7 protein-coding genes are annotated in these 25,659 nt (G+C 49.2%); 6 read left to right on the top strand and 1 reads right to left on the bottom strand.

All coding sequences use genetic code 11. From position 1 onward, the window contains the following. Positions 1-205 precede the first annotated feature (205 nt). Positions 206-12,109, top strand: coding sequence for a putative Ig domain-containing protein (locus IYN85_RS10935; protein WP_196158931.1), 11,904 nt, complete (start codon positions 206-208; stop codon positions 12,107-12,109). A 32-nt stretch (positions 12,110-12,141) separates the two neighbouring features. Further along, entirely contained in the window at positions 12,142-12,963 is an 822-nt protein-coding gene (locus IYN85_RS10930) for a hypothetical protein (protein ID WP_196158930.1), read from the top strand. Positions 12,964-13,472: 509 nt separating this feature from the next. On the opposite strand, the gene IYN85_RS10925 is transcribed toward IYN85_RS10930, so the two are convergent. Continuing rightward, the gene (locus IYN85_RS10925) at positions 13,473-18,191 is read right to left on the bottom strand and encodes a binary toxin-like calcium binding domain-containing protein (RefSeq protein ID WP_196158929.1); all 4,719 of its coding nucleotides are present in this window, start codon (positions 18,189-18,191) and stop codon (positions 13,473-13,475) included. A gap of 309 nt (positions 18,192-18,500) precedes the next feature. On the opposite strand from IYN85_RS10925, the gene IYN85_RS10920 reads away from it, so the two are divergent. The 4 genes from IYN85_RS10920 (at position 18,501) to IYN85_RS10905 (ending at position 25,600) form a co-directional block, all read left to right on the top strand. Continuing rightward, positions 18,501-21,401, top strand: coding sequence for an ATP-binding protein (locus IYN85_RS10920; RefSeq protein ID WP_196158928.1), 2,901 nt, complete (start codon positions 18,501-18,503; stop codon positions 21,399-21,401). Positions 21,402-21,506: 105 nt separating this feature from the next. After that, entirely contained in the window at positions 21,507-22,835 is a 1,329-nt protein-coding gene (locus IYN85_RS10915; protein ID WP_230390676.1) for a hypothetical protein, read from the top strand. A gap of 5 nt (positions 22,836-22,840) precedes the next feature. Then, entirely contained in the window at positions 22,841-23,503 is a 663-nt protein-coding gene (locus IYN85_RS10910; protein ID WP_196158927.1) for a hypothetical protein, read from the top strand. A 324-nt stretch (positions 23,504-23,827) separates the two neighbouring features. Continuing rightward, positions 23,828-25,600 carry a VanW family protein gene (locus IYN85_RS10905; RefSeq protein ID WP_196158926.1) on the top strand — a complete coding sequence of 591 codons (1,773 nt, stop codon included), beginning with the start codon at positions 23,828-23,830 and terminating at the stop codon, positions 25,598-25,600. Positions 25,601-25,659: the final 59 nt, after the last annotated feature.

The following is a 25,659-nucleotide window of genomic DNA, read 5'->3' as shown; positions in this document are numbered from 1 at the left end:
CATTCGTAGGACCATTCTCAGGAGAGAATGGTCTAGATGCCGATGTGTAAGGTTAAAGTAGACCATTGTTAACGTTGGCGTTGCTATGGCCGTAATGTCCCTAGTTGACTCAGATTGATATGGCTTATGTGAAGCTCTCAATTTGATTTCTGAGGGTGGACTTAGTTACACTTCCCTAATTTTTGAAGTCTAACAAGGATGTAAAATGTTATTTAACCCACGTGTTTTGGGCGTATTTCCTGCTGCCGTTTTACTTATTTCCACCGTAATGGCGGAACCTTTCGTAGAGACGCCTCAAATAACCATTGAGCCAGACTTTTGTTCGCTCTACCCCATAACGCTTGAAGATACGACCTTTGAAGGCGCTTCCATTGGTGAGCAATTCCCAGCGTTAAGTCTCGGAACGGGTCCTGGAAATTACAATTGGTTATCTTGGAATGGAACAAATAACGCCCCCAGCCAAGAAGCTCGCCTTATTCCGCCAGGCAATTCCAACACCTATGTTAACCCCAATGATGGGTTAGATAATCAAATCAATGTTGGTGATTGGGTGCAAGGCACACCCGGCGTAAAAAATTCAAATGGTATTCGTACTCAAATGGATGCCCTGATTAACCAACATATCATTATTCCTTTGTACTCTAGCTATGAAGGCAGTGGTACAAATCTCAATTATCAAGTATCCAAATTCGCGGTGGTTAAGTTATTAGATTACAAACTGAATGGAAAAGGATACGTGAGCCTTGAGTATGTTCGGCACACTCGCTGCTACAACAACCGACCTGTCGCCAATGACCAGATCATAGAGGTTTTGGAAGATCACACCATCGACATCCGTCTGTTGTATTCCGATGACGACTCAGACCAACTAGCTGTATCGGAACATTCAAATACTCAGTTTGGTTCTTTAGCGGTTTATGGCTTAGCGCTTACCGCGCATTATTCACCTAACCAAAACTATTACGGTGATGATAGTTTTGTATTTACGTTGCACGACGGAGAGCAACTTTCAAACCAAGCCCAAGTGAGAATTCGAGTAATACCCGTTAATGATGCCCCTGTTGCCGTTGGTCAAACAGTTACTGGATTGGAAGACTCACTAATAAAGTTGACATTTGACGCCAGCGATATTGACTCTTCACAGCTCACGTTTGAGCCAAGCCTTAATAACCAAATTGGGCAAATCTTGGAGGAAAATGGTGAGTATTTTTATCAACCTCCTGCAAATTTTTCAGGCGATATAACCCTGACCTACCAGGCTTATGACGGTGAGTTGTATTCAAATGTCGCCGACCTATTGGTTCGTGTGTTACCCGTTAACGATTCGCCAGTGGCGTTAGGTCTAACACTAGACGTTGAGCAAGGAGCGTCTGTCCAGTTTTTACCAGAAGTGACCGATATTGATAGTGATAGCTATGTTTTAGAAACAGTAAGTCACCCAGAAACCGGCACCTTAGTCATCAATGGCAATCAGGTAATTTACACCGCGGATTCGGACTTTGAAGGTCAAGTTAGCTGGCTGTATCGAGCGAATGACCTTGCCATTGGTGAATTTGACGAAGGCACCAACCTGTCAAATACAGCAACAGTTACCATAAATGTACTAAAAATTAATGAACCGCCGGTGATTACATCCTCAGCCATTGAACTCACCGATGAAAACTCCACCTATCAATATCAAGTAATTGCCGAAGACCCAAATGAACGCGATGTTCTAAGTTACGAGTTGAGTTTTGCGCCACACAACATGAGCATTGACTCCTTAACCGGCCGCATTGATTGGACACCGGATTCGTCATGGGTTCAAAGTGTTCCCGATTTTAACAAGCAATGTTATGTCGTCCCGACCGGCTCTGCAAAAGTCTATGAAGAGGGTGATGAAGATAACGCCCTTACTTATGTAGCGCCTTTATTTCAGCAAGTTAAAAGAGCGCTTGAGCACGCCAGTGACTATACCGGTGAGCGGACAGTGGCCTGGGATAGAAAAGAAAAATGCTTGGGCTGTCATATTCAAACTCAAACACTTCTAGGGTTGCAAGCTTCGTTAGGCAAAGCAGATGTAGACCTAAACTCTGCAGAATTCCTGCTGGAAGAATTGCTAAGTAGCCAGCAATCGGATGGATCAATTCGACAATCGCATCCTCAGTATTCTAAAACACAAACTGCGTTTGCACTTTGGTCACTTAGTTACGTCACGGATTTCGAGCGCACTCTGGAAAAACGGGGTCGAGCGCTGCGCTTTATGATGGATCGCCAAAGCACTAACGGCGATCAAATCTATTGGTCGCAGGACCACAGCTCTGGTTGGATGCGCGATTACGATTCCATCACGTCGGTAATCGCCCTTAGCGGCGCGCGATTTATTAAAGATTTAAAGAAAATTGATTCCCCAACGTCCGAGTTGCAAAACTATGCGGACGCTTTTCAAGATAACGTAGATAAAATTGTAAATTTTGAATTGGCTCGCGCTTTTGGCAACGACAATGAAACTCTGTGGCTTGCATTTCGGCAAATAGCATTAGCAGAGTTAAGACCACTCGTGAGTGATGCGACTCGCTTGGTAGAAATTGACAATGCAATAAATTGGCTTGATAACACATTACGAAGCCGTCAACTTCCAGTTGGCGGTTGGTCGCGTTACAGTTATGGTTCAAGCGCAGACCCTCTGACGTCCGCGTGGGTTGGGTTAGCACTTAATTATCTAGACCCGGCACTAACCGATAGTGCAGTAATAAACAACATCAAGTACCTGCTGGAGTCGCAATCAGCAAATGGAACTTGGGTCACAACCAGTGGCCTATTCAACACCCACTTGGCCACAACCAGCTTGGTTATGGCCTATTTGCCGGTTGCATTAGAGCATCTAGGCAACCCAGACGTATACGCTGGCACAATTCATTTAGTGGAGGGTGAGTCTGGATCGCATCAACTTACAGCAAAAATATCTAACCGGGGTTTAGCTGATATTACCTCTGAACTACTGATCCAATTTTTTAATGGCGAAGGTGAAAACGAGCTGTTAGGCACCACGACGCTGAACCGATTACTCAGTGGTGAGCAAGCGACTGCATCAATTAACGTTGAAGATAGCGCATTGACGGATCATGTCTATGTGACAATCACCAGTGCTAGCGATGCAGACGAATGTGAAATTACCAACAACAAAACCCATGCTGCCTTAGTCCGCGTTAAAGCGTCCGACCCTGATGAAGAGTTTGATACCCAAGTTTTCACATTGAACGTTTTAGATGTTAACGAAGCACCTGTCATCATAAGTGACGCTCCACTCACGCACCAAGGTGGGCAAGGTTTAGTCTATCAAGTCCAAGTTGCCGATAATGACGAAGGCGACGGCCATCAATTCACGTTAATGAATGCGCCGGACAATGTTTATATTGACCAAAATACGGGCAAGCTCACGGCGGCACCGGGCACTCTTGCCCCCGGCGACTACACCGTCGTCGTACAAGTGACCGACTTGCGTGGAGAAACGGATACACAAACCATTACCTTTACTGTGTTCGCGAACGAGCCACCACAAATTGTTTCCATAGCGGTCAGCGAAGGTTTGGAAAACGGCGGTTATGAATACGATGTCGACGCCATTGACCCGAACAATGACGAACTTGAATACGCGCTGGAAATTTTCCCGCAAGGTTCGTGGATCAATAAGAACTCCGGTTTATTGAACTGGGTGGGTCGTTCGGAGTTTGTAGAGCCGACGACGACAGCGAATGAGTTTTGTGTGTCGAATACGGCGTTGAACATTGGTGATTTCGAGCCCGTATTGAAATGGCAAAACCGAGATAACAAAGTCTTAAGCTTGCCCGTCGTTGCCCCGTTGATTGATTCAAATAACGACGGTGCCTTCGATGAAAACGATGAGCCGGTTGTGTTGGTAAATCAATACAGTGGTTTTGTCGACAGCGCCTCAGGAAATCTCGTTGCCCTAAACGGTAAAACGGGCGAGCAACTTTGGGCGCAATCTTCGAGCACAATCAAAGCGAGTTCCAGCATTGCTGTTGCAAATGTAATGGGCGACGCTGCACCCGAGATTTTTTACTACGACACCTCAGGTTACGTCACCGCAACGGATTACCAAGGCAATGTGCTGTGGCGCAATACCGACGCGCGTGTAAACGATCGCTACAATTACGGTGCCATCACCATTGCCGATTTAAACGCCGATGGCGAGCCTGAAATTCTTGCCAAGCATTGGGTGTTGAGCGCACAAGGTGATTTACTGTGGGTCAGCGATAAATCCATTGGGCATCGTGCATCGGCCATTGCCGTGGACACCAATGGCGACGGTACGCAAGAAGTGGTGATGGGTGGCTATCTGTATAGTGCCGATGGCCAACTGTTGGCTGATTTTGGTATGACCACATCATACAACGCCGTTGCGAATATGGATGGTGATGACGACCCAGAGTTGGTGGCCGTGTTTGGCGGTGCTGTCAGCGTCTTTAATTTTGATGGTACCCGAGTGTGGGGGCCGACGGCCATTCCAGGTGGCGGTGGTGGTTCACCGACCGTATCGGATTTGGATGGCGATGGCTTAGCCGAAGTGGGCGTATCGGGCCGTTCCGTTTATGTCGTATTTGATGATGACGGTAGCGTGCTTTGGCAAGCCACCGTTCAAGATTACAGCTCACGCACCACCGGTTCGACCGTGTTTGATTTCGATGCCGATGGCGACGCTGAAATTGTCTACGCCGACGAACGTAACTTGCGCATTTTTGATGGCGCGACCGGTAAAGTGGAATTCTCCGTACCGAATACGTCAGCAACAGCGGCGGAATACCCCGTGGTAGCCGATATCGATTCCGATGGCCATGCAGAAATTTTAGTAACCTCCGATGGCGGTTCGTCCGTAGGCATCCGCGCGTTCGAAGATTTGAACGACAGCTGGGCGCCAACCCGTAAGTTGTGGAACCAATACAACTACCACATCAACAACATCAACGACGATTTAACCGTTCCAGCAACGCCAGTTACATCCTGGTTAACGCACAACACCTTCCGTTTGAATGCGTTCCCTGATCGCCCTGCGTTGGGTATGGCCGATGTCACGGTCCACAACATTCGTTTCATTGAAAACACGAATACAGTTACGGCCGACATCGTGAACCGTGGTTTAGCCCCAATCACACAGCCGATGACCGTATCGTTTACACACGAACATCATTGGACGGGTGACACCGCATTGGGAACGGCCACCATCAATGCATTGGCTATTGGCGAAACGCAAACGGTCTCGTTGCCGATTAGTGATGTCTCTGTACTCGAACAAACGATTCGCATCGACGTTGAACCAAATTCAAATACGCAAGAATGTATAACCGACAACAACACCGCGCGTGCCGTGATGATGCAAGCCAGCGTGTACGACGAAGCGGGCGAGTCGGATAAGCAACTATTTGCGGCCTCCATCGCAAATGAAAACGACGCGCCTACCGTAATCAGCTCAACCAGCATCACGTTTGAAGAAAACGCGCCGATCAGTTTCGTTGTTGACGTCAACGATATCGATGTGGGCGATGACCATCGCTTCGAGAGTGTGGATGTACCTGCCGGCCTTGAGATCGATGAGTTTTCAGGCGAGATCACCAGCAACGGTCTGGCTTTTGGAGCCTATCCACTTGTTGTAAGGGTTTACGATTTAGCAGGTGCTTATGCCGACCACTCGATGGTACTTTCGATCGTATCTGCAACAAACACCGCACCGGAAATCACCAGCGTGCCCCCAACGTCGGTCACTATGGGGGAAACGTACGAATATGCGGTCAGTGCGACAGATACCGATGACGATGCAATTGAATTTTTCATGTCACGTACCCAAGCGGGCGTAAGCATCGATGCCACCAGTGGATTGATTCAGTGGACGCCCACACAAAACCAAGTCGGTTTGAAATCTCTGGAAGTGAGCGTTGTCGATGAACAAGGCGCGATTTCCAAACAATATTTCTTGGTGGATGTGATTGAGCCGGATCTTACCAATCAAGTGCCGGTCATCACCAGCGTGCCATCCGGTGTCGTAGTTGCCGGGCAAGAGTTTAGCTATCACGTAGTTGCGACAGACCCGGATGCCGACCCAATCACGTACCGAGTGATAAGTGACATTGCAGCAATTACCATTGATCACGAAGGTTTATTGACTTGGTTGCCCTCAACCGAATTGATCGGCCAAGCCATTGTGGTGGAAGTGATTGTGGAAGATGGCCGTGGTGGTGTCGCCAGCCAAAAAATGACGCTGCCGGTGAACGATTCTGCCAACAACCCGCCGATGATAACCAGCACACCAGCGCTTTCCGTTTATGCAAACGATGCATACCAATACGTGATTACGGCAGAAGACGCGGACGGTGACGCCGTCACGTTTGAACTACTCGAAAAACCAAACGGAATGAAACTCAGCGGCAACCAAATCGATTGGACGCCGTCGAGCGCACAAGCAGGCAATGTGTTTAACGTAATTGCTAAAGCCACCGATGCACGTGGTGCTGCGTCCACACAAACCTTTGGCATTACGGTGAACGAGCAACTACCACCGAATACTGCGCCAAGCATTTTAAGTACGCCAATATCACCCGCTTTTGCCGGTGAGGAATATCAGTATGCGGTAATCGCGAGCGATCCAGAAAACGATCCATTGACTCACACCGTCACGCCGGCACTTGCTGGTTTGGCGATTGACGACAACGGTTTACTGACTTGGACACCCACAGAAGACCAACTGGGCTTGCACCAACTCGTTGTGCGCGTTGAAGACGGCCGCGCCTGGGTGACGCAAACCTTCACACTCGAAGTGGTAGAAGCGCAGACGCCGGATGAAAACGGCAACACCAACACCGCACCAGAAATTACCAGCACGCCACGCACGCAAGCGGTCGCGGACGCTGAGTATCAATATCAAGTCACCGCGATCGATGCCGATGGCGATGCACTGACCTTTGCAGCGATGACAATTCCAGCCAACGCAACCTTCTCAACGGATGGCTTGCTCACCTGGATGCCGACACAAGACCAAGTGGGCATTGAAGACATCGTGCTGAGCGTCAGCGACGGAAACATACGTGCGATCCAAAGCTACAGCATCGCCGTGTTTGAAGACTTCCTGCCGATCGATGCGTTCTTGAATGTCACGCCACAAAACCCAGAATTTGGTGACCTCGTGGACATCCAAGTACTGGCCAGTGGTGGACGCGACACGCTCGTAAAAACCTTAACCGTTAACGGAACCAGCGTGTCGTTGGATGAATACGGGCGAGCAAGCGTTCTTGCCAATACCTACGGCGTGAACGATGTAGTTGCCACCGTCACCGACGGCACCGACACCCTAACCGAAAGCGGCTGGTTCTCCGTGATCGATCCTAACGACACCACCGCACCGGACGTGATGTTGCATTCACCCAGCGAAGGCCAATCCATTACCGAACCGGTGGATGTGATTGCCACCGTTAATGATGCGAATTTACGTGAGTGGTCTTTGATCGTAAAAGAAGTGGATAGCCCAGCGAGTGAATATCAAGTTGTCGCAACGGGGAATTCAAATCTAACGAACGAACGCGCCAGCACGTTCGACCCAACGTTGCTGCACAATGGTCTCTATTCCCTTATTTTGAAAGCGGAAGATGCCAACGGGCAAACAACATTCGATAAAACGGTTGTGCTGGTTGAAGGCAGTTTAAAACCAGGCGTTGTTCAACTTTCGTTTGTGGACATGACCTTGCCTATTGCCGGAATTCCCATTGTGATTGAGCGAACGTACGACAGCCGAGTAAAAACCTCGCGGGATTTAGGTGTAGGCTGGGATCTCTCTGTGCGGCAAGGCGAGTACGTCAATAACCGTGAGCCAGGGCAAGGCTGGTCGGTGGCAAACTCGGGTGGTTTCCTGAAAATCCCGTGTTATACCGCTGCTGAGGGCGCGCACCATGTCACGCACATTCGCATCAGTGATCAAGAAACGTATGAGTTCCGGCCTCGAATTCATCTGTCTGGGTACGGCAGCATGATCTCAGGCGGTTGCTTAGGTCAGGCCGACTTTGTACAAACGGGTGGCTTAGCCGGTGCGCAGCTGCAAGTGTTGGGTAACAACAATGTCTTTTATTTAAATGGGCAAAACCTATTTACGTTTGACCTCGGCGATGAAGATTTTGGTCTGCCGTGGGAACCTACGGATGTGCGCTTAACCACGCCGGATGGCCGCGTGTTCGATTTGAATGTGCAGACAGGCATTACTCGCTTGCAAGATTTAAACAACAACCAGTTATTCATTTCCGAAAACGGTGTGGTGAATGCGCAGGGTATCGGTGTCCGATTTACACGCGACGCCTATGGGCGAATCGTTCAAATCGAAGATCCGAATGGTCACACGATTCAGTACGGGTTTGATACGCAAAATAATCTGACGGTCTTCACGAATCAGCTGAACGAAACCACAACGTATCAGTATCACCCAGCGCCGTATCGTCACCATTTAAAGTCGATCACGTTACCGGATGGCCGAGTAGTGTCGGAGTTTAATTACGACGATCAGGGTCGCGTGTCCGAAGCCTGCAATGAAAGCGGCTGTTCAACAGCCACTTACGATTTGGCTGGAAGAACACAAACCAATTTCGATGCGACGGGTCGTCAAAAAACCTACGTGTACGATGCGCGAGGAAACGTACTTTCGGTCACCGATGATCTGAACAACACCATAAAATACCAGTACGACGACAATAATAATTGGACGCAGATGACCGATGCGGAAGGCAACATCACCACACAATCGTGGGATGCTTCGGGTAACCTTTTATCGCGAACCGAACCGTATCCTGAAGGTGCTGACCCTGCTGACTACACCACGGAGTATCAGTGGAATGCACGGAATCAAGTAACCTCCGTCACCAAACCAAATGGAGGCCGCCAGGACTTTAGTTACGATGCCAACGGAAACATGACGCAATTGGCCGACGAAACAGGGTTTGAACTTTTGGCGCGCAATTACGATTCGCGTGGCAACTTATTAAGTGAGCAAGACACCTACGGCAGTCAAAACTTTTCATACAATTCGAACGGATACATGAATGCCCTGACTATCGACGATGAAACGGTTGCCACGTTTGAGTACGACGCCGTTGGCAACCCGACACGCTTTACAAACCAAGGGCAGAGTTCTACACAAACGTTTGACCCAATGGGGCGAATGGAATCCGCAAACTATGATGGCGTAGCAATTGAATTCGATTACGGCTATGGACAGGACTGGACTCAAGTCGAATCCGACACGATTCCGAGCATGACCCGTCGTTTCTCGCCCGATGGAAAACCGCTGACTTTTGATTACGCCGACGGCAGTCAAAACCGTTGGGAGTACGACGCAGCTGGTCGAGTGATTTCCGAGTGGAACGCGTTTGGTGGCGTGACGACGTATGATTATGACGCCGCCGGACGGTTGCAATCAGAAACAGACCCAGTGCAAGGTGTGACCACTTACGAACTGGACAAAAATGGGCGCACCACCGCCGTCATCAACCCGACCTTAGCACGTCGCGAAACCACCTATACCCCAGATGGACGAGTCGCACAAGTGATCGACGGCAGTGGGCGCGGTTGGCAGATGAGCTATACCCCCAACAGTGCAACGGTGACGGATGAGTTGAACCGGGCGGTTGTGAGCACAACGAATAAGCATGGTCTACTGACCGAACTCACGCATGCCGATGGCACGAAACGAACTTGGACGTACCTAACGGAACATGCTGCGCTGGATGGCGGTGAGCACCCAACGTCGTTTACCGATGAAGCCAATCGAACGCGTCAATACCGTTACGATGACAAAGGGCGTCTGCTAGCGGCGTCTGATTTTGCTGAGCAAGAAGCGACGTACGCGTATGGCGATCAAGGCATCACTGAAATGACGAACGCAATCGACGAAACCATTTCGTTAACCTACGCGTCGAATGGCGAAGTGGCCGAACTACGCTATGCAGACGATAGCTTCAAGCAACTTGTCCGCGATGATGCGCGTCGTATCCAGCGCGTAGACTATGCCTCAGGCCGTAATAAAACGTATGACTACGACGCCTTGGGTCGAGTGATCTCAGAATCCGAATCCGGCACGTTAACCAAGCAGCTGAATTATTCTGCTCAAGGAGTCTTAAGTTCCACGTTAGATGGTTTGGGTGTGACGGAATACGACTATCGCTTGAATGGACAATTCTCTGAGATACGCACCAGCACCGGCGCAGCCATCGAATACCGGTACGATGCCGCAGGCCGTGTCATTGAAAAACGCCTCAAGAGTGGCGCGCAAGTGATCACGACCGGTTACACCTATGACGGTGCCGGTCGCTTAGCGAGTGTGACGGATCATCAACAGGGCACAACGGCGTTGAGTTACGACCGAGCCGGACGTCTGATTTCGGTGGTGCGGCCGAATGGTGTGGAAAGTCGCTATGTGTATGACCTGCGCGATCAAATCCTGTCTGTCACTCACGTAAACAGCGCCAACACAGTACTTCGTTCGGTGACCTATCAGCGAAACATCGGTGGTGAACCTAGCCGAATCGAATGGGAAGACGGGAGCTATGTCGAGATCGATTACGACGCCAATGTTCGTGTCACCGAAGAGCGTTTTTATAACTCTGAAGATGTGCTGGAAAAACGCATCGCTTACACCTATAACCTCGCCGGGATGCGTACGAAAAAAATCATAGATGGCGTGGAATCGACCTATCAGCTGAGTGCTGGAGGTCGCTTAGTAAGCGTGAGTGGCGGAGAAAACAAAGCATTGAGTTATAACCTCGACGGACAAACCACCGCAATTACCGAACTCGGTGAAACGACGAGTTATGCGTACACTGTCGATGGTCAATTGACCCGTGTAGAAAGCACCGAGGATACCGTGAGCATTCAATACGATGCACGAGGAACGCGCGCATCCGTCACGCACAACGGTGTGCAACGAAAATTCCTGCGAATGCCGGGAATCACGGGACAATACGAAAACCCACACGCGGTGTTAAACAGTGATAACGAAATTCGCCAGACTTACAACTACATTGGCGATGTACCGTTGCAGCGCATTGAGAACGAGCAAAGCACCTACTATTTAACGGACGGGCTGGGTTCGGTCATCGGTTTGGTGAATGAAGCGGGCGAGCTTGTGGGTTCGCAAACGTACGACGCCTTTGGCGATGTCGTCCATTCAACCGGGAATATGACGGTGGCCGCGGAGTCCGGTGGCGATTTCCGTTTCCAAAGTCAATGGCTGGATGCCGCAACGGGTTATTACTATTTACGTGCACGGGATTACGATCCACAAACAGGACGTTTCTTAACGGCAGACCCCGCTGAGCCGAATGTGCGACAACCCGAAAGTTTGAACCGTTACCAGTTTGCCAATGCGAATCCGTATTTGCATTCCGATCCATCCGGACGTTTTACGTTAGTGAGTGTCAATATTTCAATGAACATCTCGGCAACGTTGCGCAGTATTGCGGTCCATATCGCGAAAGACTATTTGATCGATAAAGCACAAAGTGTGATTGGGTCCGTCGTATTGAGTGCGGTGAAAAACTTTACGGCCATGAGTAGCTTTAGTCCTTGGGGTTTTGTCGGTGTTGGCCCGGTGGCGCAAGCGGGGCAGATATGGGAACAGAAAATTCAAAACTTTGTTTGTTCATTTGTACCGGATGTCGCGCGTGAAATTGTGTGGTTTGAACCCTCAATCAGCGGTGGTTTTGCCGCATCGGATGGTTACGGATGCCCAGGCGGCGGAGGCAGCTATGCGGCTGCAGGTTCTTCGAAACCGGATTTTGTGCTGTCGAAAACACCACCGTCGAAACTTGGGCGAACCGGTCATCGTCGCATAAAAGCGTACTTAGTCGGTGAAGTGAAGCTGTCATTGTCCACCTTCTATAAAGCTTATAAAAACGGTGGTTACAATGAGAACCAGTTCCGGCAAATCATTGAATTTGCTCAAAAACGTGTGTACGCCAGAACGGCTGTTTTCTTGGCGCTATACTCAGGTAAGGCCTCTGAGCGAGCTGCGTTGTCGGCATTGCTAAACAGCTATGCTATACCGAAAGGGGTGATACCCGTCATGGTCAGTGCGAAGTAATACTGACAGAGAAATGAGTTGAGGAAGAGCCATTGAAATTCGAAAACGAATACCAAGAACAAAAACACTTTTTGGCACAATTGCTTCAGGTGGAAGCCATGGAGTTCACCGAAGCGATGGAGCTCCTGAGCCTGACGATGGAAAAAGGTACAAGCTACCTTTGGAGTTGCTTACTGAATTTAAATTGTGGTGACACCTTATTTACCATTCGTGAAAAGCAATCAGGCGAGTATGTGGATGATGTCAATATCGTCATGAAAGCTCCGGAGAAGTTTCACATCGTCGTTGAACATGAGTGGGAAGAGGGCGAGCTAGAAATGTCCTCTCAGTACAACTGGGTCAGCGACCCCAACAATCAACAATCCGTGGATGACAATCAAGTTTACAAAGGCGTTGTACGACACGATTTTTTTAGAGTTGTGGGCGACGAAGAACTTGGCATGCAGGTTCGCGAGCAACTCATTCACTTTGCAGAATGGTTGGGTGTTCACTTGATGAAGCAGGAATTTGACGTGTTCAAAAGTCGTATCATTGAAAATGGTTCCTGCACTGGATCTCAGTTTCAAGAAGACTATCAAGCGCTCGATAAAAAAATGGGGGGCTTTGAAACCTTTTCGGTGAACCGAGTCGGCGATGTGTATTCCCCTGAAGGTGGAGAACAAAACGTTGATGATGAAATGCGTGTACCAAAAGGATTTGGTAGAGACCAACGGCGGGGCTCCGTGTGCATTCACTTACGTTCATTACTAACACCCAACGGCGTGCCCTTTTTTAATACAGAGCTGCATTTGAATGTGATTAAAGATACGGATCAGCTGTTAAAAATTGTCAGCTACAAATTTGTGGAAGTTTGACGGTTCCCAGAAAAAGTCAGCGGACAAAGCCTTTCGGTGACTTAAATTAGTCATTCTGAAAACGTGATGGCGTTGGTCAAAATGAAGGGGGGTTTAGATCAGGGTTCATTTCTCAAAACGAGAAAAACTCAAGTTGAACGATGTTTAACAAGGAGGTTTTGGTTTTAAGGGTACCTCTAATAACTCCGTCGCGACTCAAAAATCAAAAATATTGTAAGAGCATTCACGTTTAGGTTCTATGCTGGCCGCCGACGCGGCAACCTCGCGACAACTGAAACGTTGCTCATCCGTGGCAAGAGCCGAACGGTGCGCAAGATTCAATCGACGCATTACCTGGATCGCAAAGACGACGATATAAAAGACGTGATTTTGTAAGCTTCGTTTAGATTCCGACGAAAAAGGGCTCATTTGAGCCCTTTGTTGCAATTTACACTGCTATTTCTGCAACTGTAGAAATTTATGGTCTGTGAAAATGACCAAACCCTCATTTCTCGTTTACTGCTTCGCCATCAAATTGAGCCGACACAGTTGCCAATATCTGAATTCGGTCCATCAATTCGTTGATATTTAAAAACCGCATACAACTCAAGACCATCAATTTTCCCAATTGTAACGCTCTTTTCTTTTGCAGCAGTAGTTTCTAACTCAGCAAATAAATCTACGATCGTCGTTTTTTCCGCATGGTTACCTCCCCAGGCAGCGTATACGTAGATTTTTGCTCTTTGCGTGTCTCGAACAGGAAAGACATCCGAAAATTTGTCCCCGTAGTGATAGACCGCGAAATCTTTTCGAGCGAAAGTCGACTGCTGAGTCGTGTCGTATAAGACAACATTATCGGCTCCGTTTGAATTTTGTCGTACAATCTGGAATCGAATTGTTGCCTGACGTTTCTTATCTTTATCACCATTGTGGGTTAACCGTGCAATACTCACTCGAACGCACTTATCCGTATTCGCGGGATCTGTACCAAGTAACGTTTCATCTAAATCAAGACGTAAATCTTCATCGGTGTCCGCCTTTCCCGGGTGAGCACCAAACTGCTTCTCATCAAAGTCGTTCAATCCATCGTTGTCTGCATCCGAATCTGTTGGATCAGAACCAAAGTCTGGGAGTTCTACACCATTAATCGTTAATGATATATTCTCCAGGACTTCATAGTAGTCCCCTAAACCATCGCCATCGGTATCTTGTTTTTGAGGATTCGTACCCATATCGACCTCGTCAAAGTCACTCGAATAGTCGTTATCAGTATGGGTATTTGCGGGATTGGTAACATAAGCAGCACCCTGAACATGGGTTAATTTGATGCGTTCAGCTGATCCATTCGTTGTTGTTTTTATTTCAATGGACCAAGGCGCTTTATTGGCGTCATCTTTTTCATAGCCAAACACTTCATAAAAATCTGAAAGTCCATCACCATCGGTATCGGCCTCATTTGGATTGGTCTTGGGTACTAAATGATATTCTTCAGCATCGCTCAAACCATCATCATCACTGTCAGTAACAAAAGGATCGGATGTGACTCTGAAGGTGCTGGCCGTTCGGACCAATCTGTTGTTTACGACTTCACCCTCGATCACCACTACATCCCAACCTGATTCTTCGATCGCGTCCGGTAATCCATCACCGTCACTGTCGAAACTACTGATGCCATCAAAAAGCGTAGGATCTCCGGCGTGTTTAAATTCGAAACCATCCTTGGTGCCATCGCTGTCAAAATCACTGCGCAGCGGATCAGTCACATAAGTCTGTGCTGCCAATATGTCCAGACTGGCGGATACATTCGATTCCAACAACTGATTTTCACCAAAGCCGATGACTTTGACTCCTCCAGTGACGGACTCCCCAACACCCGCTAACTGAACATCATCCCCTTGTGCAGTGACATCCATGACGACAATGTCTGTTTCACTGCCCTTGGTAACCAACGCGCCTGCCGCCAGGTACCCATAGAGCTCGTCATAATCCGAGACTCCATCGTTGTCAGTGTCCATGGCCAATGGGTTAGTCGCAGGAATGTAATCATCCGCGACTAAATAGCGATCATCGCCCGATATGGTAGTGGCCAATGGCAATAGTTCACCTGAACTTTCGTCCACGCCGGCAACTATAACTGCCGTTCCATACCGCAGATTCTCCGTGCCTTGCGCATACAGCTCGATATCACCTCCCGAAAGGACGCTATCCACCGTACCATTGGGTCCGGCGATAATGCCTATAGCCTGTTGCTTTGTGTTATGGCTCGTTGCCCATGCTATATAGTCGGAATTGTTGATGAAGCCGCGACATAACGCGTCCGTTCTCGGATCGTTTTCAGTACAGAACTGACGTAAATCGCGTTCTTCAATATCGTATAAACCGTCATTATCGGAATCGGCCATGTAAGGTCTCGAATAGACATCAATCAAGCCCTTGTCTTCGGTGTTAACCTGCACTGGAAAATAAATTTCGCTGTAGTCATCGAGACCATCATGGTCGGTATCGCGAGAGTCGGGCCAGATATCGCCATTGGTTTGTCCAGCGTTGGCGACCACATCAAAGCCTGGACCAAACATAGCATTGTCATAAATGTTTGCAGCGCTATCAGCCGAGCCATATAACGCCTCGACTCTGGACACAATGCCATCACGGTCTAAATCTTGAAGGAAAGCGAGTGAATAGCGGTTGCCAGCTTTTAATTTGACCGCATTAAAGTCGGCTTCTGTTGGCATGCTTTCATCAACAAACACAAACCAGTCCCGGTTGAAGTCACCACTGCTCAATTGCTTGATTCGGGAAATACGCTCAGGTCCATTGCATTGGCCTTCCTCAACTTCCTCTGTAAAACAGTCGCGGTTAACCGTACAGATGTCGCCGGTAGTTTGGCTGTTACCGGTACAGGTGCGTCGGGTTTGAAAGCCGTCGATATAATCGAGCAGATCAAGTGGGTCAATGGTTGTATTTTCATCGAGAACACCGTCGTTACCCGCCGAAATGATCACCGCACCGTACGGCAATCCCTTGGTGCCGACGGTTCCATTTGCGATATCATCACCAAAGGCGACGGTACCCTCATTGAATACTCCATCCGGACCGGCTAACACCCCCTGCTTGGTAATTTCGTTGCCTTCTTTATCTACCGCCTTGGTGAGAACAATGTCATCACCTTCCGGTTGGGTTTCTAACCAACCATTGGCACCAGGCAAAATAATGCCACCTAGCATTTCATCGTCACTACCCTCCAACACGATCGTATCCAGTGTACCGTTGTCGCCCGCGTGAATAGTGTCGAAGGCATAATGGCGCTCTAAGCCCAAAATGCTTTGCATCACATAACTCAAGGATACGCCACGCTCTTTGCCGCTTTTATCTGAACCACCTTGCCATTCGCCATCCACGAAGGATTGAGAATCCTGAGAGCCCGCGGTTGAGACCAGAAAACGTTCAGCATTGGCATTATTACCATAATCAATCACAACGCCCGCGGTACTGTTAAAAACACTTTGGTCAGAATGGGTAAACAAGTTTCCGTTACTGTCCGTGATGTCGTAATTGGTTACCTGAAATACCAGCGTGTCGACGTTGCGCATCAGATATTCTATTTGGCTTTTCAACTCACTGGCGTTGGTATTTTCAAAAATGAGATCACCACCGAGGTTGGAGCTGCTCAACGGACTGATGGTGACTGGACCATTGGACATGGTTAGCGTCGTAATTGGCTCTAGCTCACCAGAGCGAGTTTGCAGAACGGAGATTTGGATATTGTTGAACGTTAAGGTGAAATTACTGTCGTTGTAAATATCGACGGTGGTCTTGATGATGCCCCCTTCAACCTGTCGGCTTTGGGTCTGCTGTGTAATGTATTCCTTCGCTTTTGAGACCGAATTACTGTAGGCCTGCTCCGCACTGCTCGCACTGTCGCGGGTGGTCTGCCAGTTGTGGGCATTTGTCCATTCTTTGCCACCTCCTACCGAAGCGCTTATTTTTGTCCCCCACTTTGTTGTTTGCTTCAACGATGGAACGGGTGCGATTCCGCTTTCGGTTTCAGATTCATAACTGGCCTCTACGGCGAGTTGTGAACTTATTTTCCCAACAGTCTGATCAATCACCGAATCGGTATGTGAATATGACTGCGACTGTGAACGCGAAAGCGTAACATCGTAATTGAGCTCATCTGAGAAGGAAGACGTGTTGGTGGCTTCGTCAAAAATGTTCACGTCTGCCCAAAGATTGACGCGGTCCACGGTTATCCGGAAGTTCGGTCGATCCGCAATCCGAGGGTTGCGATTCTGGTCAATTTCATCATCGTCGGAAATGTTGTCTCCGTCTGTATCCGTTAAAGTGGGCGACGTGAACTTATTATTTACTTCATCGCCATCGGCAAGACCATCGGCATCGGAATGCGCCTTGGTCGGTTTTGAAAAGATTACCCGAACTTCACGATAATCTGACAAGCTGTCCGCATCGCTGTCCGCATTACGGGGGTCAGTGAGCTCGGAGAATTCGAAGAAATCGTTAAGGCCATCGCCGTCTGTGTCTGCTTTGAGCGGGTCACTGGACACGAAATAGGTTGTTTCGACATAGTTTTTGTCTTCAATGGTCACCGGCCAACCCAGGGACTCACGGCTATCTTGCAGCCCATCGAAATCGTTATCCAGAAACCCAGCAACGATGTCACCCGCGTTTATCTCACCATCGCCATTCTTATCTTGCCAATTATCAACGATACCGTCGGTATTGGCGTCAATTAATCCAAAACCATCACCGGCTGAATTGGTAATGGCGTCTCCAACATCCACCGTTGAGTTGTTATTTATGTCATACCAGAAAGCAGGACCGTCTTCACCTTCCAGCAAAGTTATTTCAAATTGGCTGGGTGGCAGGCCAGTAAACTCTGCAATGGCGTCGTCCGCAGTAGCGCCCACGACTTTAATTGAATAGGGTTGTTGAGCTTGTGATGTGGTTTTTAACGTAACACTGAGTTGATCCACTGCTGGCGTTGCAGCAACGACCGGTAAAACGGCATTGGTACCGTTATCGGGGACAATGACGAATTTATTGATATCGCTGAAATCTCCCTTCACAGCTTGATTAAAACTTACCACCACCTGAGTATTCGAGGTTGCCGCGACACTGGTTAGTTTTAATGGTTGCTCTTCGCCTCCACTACTATTTGGACCACTCGGATTGCAGGCGATGAGTCCAAACACCGCCAGCGTCACCACACACCCTTTGCGAAACTTAATCATTGCTCTCTCCTTAATTTGCCAGGCCCGCATTGCTGTAAAATCAGCGCCTTTGCCTGTGCTTTTTTGTCAAAGCACTATTGACCAGTAGCGTGTCCATCGCCAGAGCGCGCGGGCGAATTGAAACGTTTGTGAAGTAAGTTGAGACGTTTGTTCAAGCGAATTTCAACGCGAAAACAAGAATGACTAATTGTTCGATTGGGTTTATTCCGTTATCTTGGGCTTCCAAACGCCAATTGACATCATGAAAAACTTGGAAGGTTCAGCATAAACGCACGCCCATTAAGGTTTTTGACCAGAACAGTATCCTTATTGCTATTATTACTGCCAATCGCCTTCGGCGCTGATAATACAACGCTGGAACTAGCGCCACGTTTGACCCTAATCGCAGACCCTGAGCAACAGCTTACGCCGGAACAGGCACTGAGTTCCCTGTCTAGCACCCCGATGAATGCGAAACCTCAATTAACGCTGAGTCACAACACCGGTACTTATTGGCTTTCATTTTGGTTGAAAAGCGGGGCTTCCGAGAACGTTCAAATCCTTGACCTCGATTATATTTTTATCGAACACAGCGAACTGTACAGGGTCGGAGAAACGGGCCTGCAGTTGTTGGATCGCGTGGATATCAATGATTCTGTCTTTAAGCGTAATGTTGTCTATCGTAAACCCGCGTTTATGATCTATTCGGAGGTTAACAGCGAAACACGCTATCTTTTTAAACTGACACTGATCAGTAAGCCCAATGCCGCGTTAGAATTGCGGCCGGTGATCTGGCCCTTGTCGACCTTCCTGCAAACGCAGTTGTCACAAAACATCGCCTTCTTTCTGCTCATAGGGCTGTTCACAGCTTTAGCTCTATACAACGCGATTTTATATCTGCGCATTGGCGTTAAAGGCCACATTTATTACAGCCTGTATCTGCTGTCGATGGTCTTAATCATTGCCAGCTATGAGGGTTTGCTGTTCTATTTGCCCGTGCCACCGCCCGCGTCGTGGGTGATCGCAAGTATCAGTATCGCCCCAACATTATCGAGCGTGTTTTTGATGGCCTTCGGGCTAAATGTGCTTCAACTGGAGCGCTTTCGCCCCACGATTGCCCGTTTCTACAAACGAGCAATCGTGATAGTTCTCTTGGGTTTGCCAATTACCCTACTAAAACTCAGTAGCTTTAATTTCTGGCTGGAAATCAGCGTGGTGCTGTTAACCATCGGGCTTGGGGTTATTGCTGCCGCCATGATAAAACAAGGGCAAAAGACCGCCATCTACTTTGCGACATCCTTCATCTTTATTGCCACCGGTTACGGTATTGAAACCACACTCTACTCATTACCCATGCTGGATATTCTGGGTTCGGAACTCGCCCTGAAGGTGATTCCATGGATGGAGCAGTATTTCTTTTACACCTGTTCAGTGATTGAAGTCTTCTTTCTAGCAATGGCACTGGCCAGCTATATCGACGCGCTGCGGCTGGAAAGCAATGAAGCCAAACGTAAGGTTCTGGAGCAATTGGAAACCACGGCACAAATGAAAGCCGACTACGCCCAGACTCTGGAACGCGAAGTGATTGAACGAACTTCTCAATTGGAAGTTCAGCGCAAAGTGCTGGCCCGACAGAATGAAAAACTTCTGGAAATGGACAGTATGAAATCACAGTTCTTGGCGAACATCAGTCATGAATTCCGAACACCACTGACCCTAATCAAGGGCCCTCTGCAACGGATTTTGTCCGGTGAACTGAAAGACAATACCGTGCAATTGACCAAAGCCATTGAGACCTCAAGTCGCAACGCCAATCGCTTAAGTCGGCTCATGGAAGAATTGTTGACACTCTCCCATCTGGAAGCAAACCAATTACGCTTACAGGTACAGGCAATCGAGGTTAACAGTTTCTGCCGCCGTATCACCAGCCTCTTTGAACACCAGGCGATTGAACGCGATGTCGTGTTTAGCCAACAATATTTGAAGGCGGACACCGTCTTGTTTTTTGATCCAAATAAGGTTGAGACGGTGTTGTGCAATTTGTTGTCCAACGCGTTTAAATACACGCCCCGGCAGGGTAACGTTCACTTTGGTTTAAGTCTTGAGGCGACGGGTGATGCTGAGCAGGGCGTCTGCCGATTTGCCGTAAGCGACACCGGTCCCGGTATTCCCCAGACGATGCATTCACGCATCTTTGAACGTTTTTATCGGTTGGAACAGGACGATCGAAGTGGCGTGGAAGGCAGTGGGATCGGCCTATCGCTGGTGAGAGAGCTGACCGACCTGCACGGCGGGCAAGTCGAAGTGCAAAGCGGTGAAACCGGTGGCAGTGTATTTACGGTCACTCTGCCACTAGGATTCAGCCACTTCGACAAGGGCGAATTCGCAACGCACAGCGATGAACACTATCGAGCAGACACGCCAACCACAGCATTGGATGCCCAACTGGAATCACACCCTACCGGCGAAGCCAAATCTCGACCAACATTGTTGTTGGTTGAAGATGTGGCGGATATGCGTGACTACATCGCCAGCCATTTTCAGAGCGACTACCACCTGATCACCGCCAGCGATGGTCTGCAAGCCTGGAACCTGATTCAGTCACAGCCGGTTGATATCGTTGTTACAGATCTCATGATGCCATTGATGGATGGCATGCAGTTACTCGCAAGCATCCGATCACAGACGGAATGCGCAAACATCCCGGTAATGATGTTAACGGCACGCTCCAGCCATGCAGACCGTAATTTGGCTCTGTCCAACCTAGCCGATGACTACCTGGCGAAACCATTTGATAGTGAAGAGCTGGTGCTACGCGTGCGCAATTTGTGGCAACGGCACAGTTCGGTCAAAGCAGAAGCCGACATCGCCGGTAGCACTGCACCACCGAGCGCCGACGAACAGTGGCTGGCTAAAGCGACGCAATATGTTCAGGAAAACCTAGCGAACCCTGCATTCGATGCGCTGACACTGGCGGATAAACTGGCCGTCAGTAAACCCACCTTACACAGACACATGGAGAAAGCCGCTCAGACCACACCAGCCGCGTTTATCCGCGATTTACGATTGCAAAAAGCACGTGAACTGATGGACGCAAATGCATTCCGTACGGTTGCCGAAGTTGCCTACGCCGTTGGCTTTGCCAGCCCTGGGTATTTTTCCCGTTTGTATAAGCAACGCTTTCCCGCGCAAGCGGCCGACTCCGGGCAAACGTCACAAACGTCTCAATAATGTTGAATCGTTTCTCAATGTACCTAACTCCACTGGGTTTATCAGGGCGCTGAGATAACACTGTCAGTCTGAGAAACAGATTGTGTAACGACAGGGAGACGGGCAATGCTTTCATTCATCCAGAAAAACGTGCGTTCAGGACTGCTGAGCCTGCTCGCGGTGATGACGCTACATCATGCGGCCGCCATGGGCATCGATGATGTCATCTCCGTCGACGATGTCGTCGACGGTGGCAATAACTTCAACTGGCAACGTATTGAGTTGCCAGGGACATACTGCAGTGACGGATCACAATACAAGTTTTGGGTTCACGACAGCGCGTTATCCACCAATCTCGTCGTGTTGTATGAAGGCGGCGGTGCCTGTTGGGATTACGCCACCTGCAGTGGCCAAACCGGCAAATTGGGCGCGGCGAATCCAAATGGCATCGCTAACGATTATATAAATAAGACCAAAGCACGTTTTGTATCGCCGATTGTCAACGGTGAAGACCCGGGCTTACCCCTGATCAGAGACAAAAACGCCATTGCGACCAAAGGCTGGGACGTTGCCTACATGCCTTATTGTACTGGTGATGTACATATAGGGAATAATGTTGTGACCTATGTTGATGACAGCGGTGTCTCGCCGCCATTCAACTTCTTTCACACTGGGTACAATAACTCCACAAAGGCACTCGACTTTCTGGCCAGCCACTTCCCCAATATCAATAAAATGCTGATTACCGGTTTCAGCGCTGGTGGCGTCGCATCGACCGCCATCTACCAGGAAGCGCGCGAACGCTTGCAACCGAAACAAGGCTTTATGTTGAACGATTCCGGCCCCTTGTTTCCAGCGCCGAATGGCAATTTCAACTCAAAGCTGATGCACAAAAAAGTGATTCAAGCATGGCGTCTGAGCAGTATACGAGGCGCCTTTCCGGATGATTTCCGGTTTTGGAATCTGGGCAAAATGGTCGGCGCGATGGCCCGTAAATACCCCAATGATAAATTTGCCTACACCGGCTTCAGCCGCGATTACAATTTTTCCCGCTTCTCCTACGAATTGTTTTACCCGAGTGCCAGCAAAGCAGACATTTTGCGCATGTGGCGAGAAGACCAGAACAACCTGATTGCGGAAATGAAAAAGTATCCGAATTACAGTTACTTTGTGCCGTGGAAACGTCAGATCAATGACAGCCATTGTTCTAGTATTCTGACATTCATGGGGGCCCGTGTGTGCCCAACGATACGACTGCGTAAATGGTATGAGCGGATCAACTTTAATCCGACGCAAAAATGGATATGCGACAAAAGTTTCACACCGATGAATGGCTTTTTAAACGCCTGGTTGAACCGATCAGTCACCGTGCGCATGGTAGAACCATTCAACAAATACAACGAGCAGGATGCCACCATGCGACTGGTTAGCCCCCTAATTAACGGAGCGTTGTAACAACCATGGCGCAGGAAAAATCGGTTTGGGTGTACTGGACAGGTAGCTTGCTGCTGGCGGCTACCGTCTACGGTTACGTGCTATTGATCTCATCGGAAGCAACCGATGTCATTACGAGCAGCGTCGAAGTCACTGCCGTGCCAGCAAATCAAGTCGCATTCACCCATACTGTAGAAAGTCGCCCCGAACTGTTCGACGACCTCATCGCGCAAATGCGTTCAGCACAGCCGGACAACCATTATTGGCAATGGACCGCCGAGACCGGAGACTCAAGCGCAGAGCGATTACCTGAAACCAATCGGGAACGACGTGACCAACTCAGAGGACGCATACAGGCAGGGGTTGCAGACCCTCTGGAAATTGATGCTTACTTCACCGAACAGAGACAACTGCACACAGACTTCATTACTTTTTCCACCTACGCGCTTTCGCATTTTTCGCAGGAATTGGACGCAGAAGCCAGCCAAATGCTGTCATTTTCTATAAGGTTGCACAGCAGTCGACTTAACGAGCTGGCCGCCGAAGTCACCGCCGCACAGCAACGTTATAATCACGCATTGGAAGCCCAACAGGCCTGGCTCAGTGACCCTTCATCGTTTACGGAAGCGTTATATGCGGAGCGCGATAAGATTATGGCGACCTTGCCTTCAATTGGCGAGGTAGATTAATTCTCAGGCAAAGCAAACTCAACCGGCCGCCGTATTGAACTTAACACCATGCTCAGTTAACTGTTAACCTCGCTTTGGAATTCCTTTTTTATAGCCTGAATAACCAATGGGCATCGACCTGACCGATGCAAAGCCACATTCGAGCAAAGGGTTAAGGAATATGCGGTATCGGGCAGATGCCGTTCAAGCTCAGATACAGGTCATCGCGCTATACCCCGGCATTCGGGTTCGGTTGCAGCTGACAGATCTTGATCATGCAGTTCATTGATCTGAGTTGATAGTTTTAGTTACCTTATCGACATCACAAGGGAAAGGAATATTCTGTTGGGCTCTCGTTTTACGCTTTCAGCGGGTCAACATCCAGACTGGGTAAGGCCATCGCGACTACCGGCAGTTTGGCGCCAATGTAAAGTCATTGCGCACATCGCACTGCGAACCTTGCAGAATCGTCGGCAGAAACTGCGGCGTTGGCAACCAAACACACAATGGCAGAACGCAAATATCGTTGCTGAGTTCCGATCACCCTTGTGGACGGATGGCAGACCAGAGGAGCACATTCTGGTCTGCGGTAAAATCCAAAACCTCAGAGTCGCGGCTCGTGCGTTCAATGGTATTGAAGTCCCAGCGGGTGAAATACTGAGTTTTTGGGCCCAGGTGGGACATCCAACCGCCAGACGCGGTTTCAGTATCGGCAGGGAAGTGATTGCCGGTTGCATTGTTCCGACCATCGGCGGTGGCTTGTGTCAGTTGTCAAATGCATTGGCCTCAACCGCGGTCGCTGCAGGCATTCGCTTGGTGGAGCGCCATCGCCATAGTGCGCTTATCGAGGGACATCAACCGACTGCACCAGAAGACGCAACGGTGGCCTGGAATTATGTCGATTTACGCTTACAGTCGGAGGTCGATTTTCGAGTCGAAGTGGAACTCACCACAACAGAACTCGTGGTTCGTATTCGCACACCAAAACCCTCGGTTAAAATTCCGCTCAGCATTCAGTCAGACGCTGTCGAAGAAAGACCGGTTGCACGTGGCTGCCTCACCTGTCACGAAACAACCTGTTTTCGTCATATTGCAAAAATACCGGACTCATCTCCCCAAACCGTGTTTCTGCTCAACGAGACCAGCCCAGAACTGAATCTTTGGCTTCGTCAGCACCCGAACTCAACACAATGGTGGCACCCATGGTCTTCCCCCAGAAACCGCATGAGTGCTTGGCAACCATCGACACCCAGCGTATCCAAAGTCGCTTATCGAGCCGCAATCCGAAGGCTATGGCGGCGCAGCCAAAAAATGGGCGAACTCGGAGCGTGGCAAGCTGAACGGCAACGTCAGGCCACTGACTTGGTTGATGAGTATCGCCGCTGGCTGAAACCAACGCACAACTCTCTGGTCGTCACTCAATCGCTGCTGGTGCCGTTATGGCGTTCAGGAGAGTTAGGCGGCCGTTACTATTCTGTCTATATGACTGAAATGCCAGTTGTTGAATTACAACGTCGCCTGGACGGCGCTGCCGACTCGGTTGCCCATCAACAGACCAGTCTGCGCGATTTCAGAGTCGACCGACAATGGCAGCTCGATGAACTTGCTGCTCTAAAAAACGCGAAACAGGTACTGACGGCACATACAGAGATCGAGCAAGTACTGGAAAATCTTGGCGTGCAGGTAATGAGACTACCATGGCAACTGCCCACATTGCCGGTAACCAGAAGGCAAAGAGATCGCGGATCGCGAATAACGCTAACGCTTGCGGCCAGCGCATTACCTCGGAAGGGCGCTTTCGAAGTCGCTGAACTGGCCAGGCGTTTAAGAGCGCGCGTCTTAATACTTGGCTCAGCGCCCACTGACATTGAACATTGGAACGATGTTGAGTGGCAAACCGTCGGTTACAACAGCGATTGGCTATCACACACCGATGTTGCGCTATTGCCGGCCGTTATCGAACATCGACCACGCGCGTTGCTGCAGGCACTTACAGCAGGACTGCCAGTGGTAGCAACCAAAGTTTGCGGCTTGCCCGATCAACCGGGCTTGTACTGGGTTTCCTATGGAAACGTCGATGAACTGGAAACGGTGGTTCGTTCAGTATTAATCGAATAAGGACTTGAAAACCGCCGGTTTACCGACCGGGTGTTGGTTTTTAGTCGTGCCTAAGGTTA

The sequence above is a fragment of the Reinekea sp. G2M2-21 genome (assembly GCF_015687175.1).
Lineage (GTDB): Bacteria > Pseudomonadota > Gammaproteobacteria > Pseudomonadales > Natronospirillaceae > Reinekea.
This window is presented reverse-complemented; position numbering and strand designations above follow the sequence as displayed.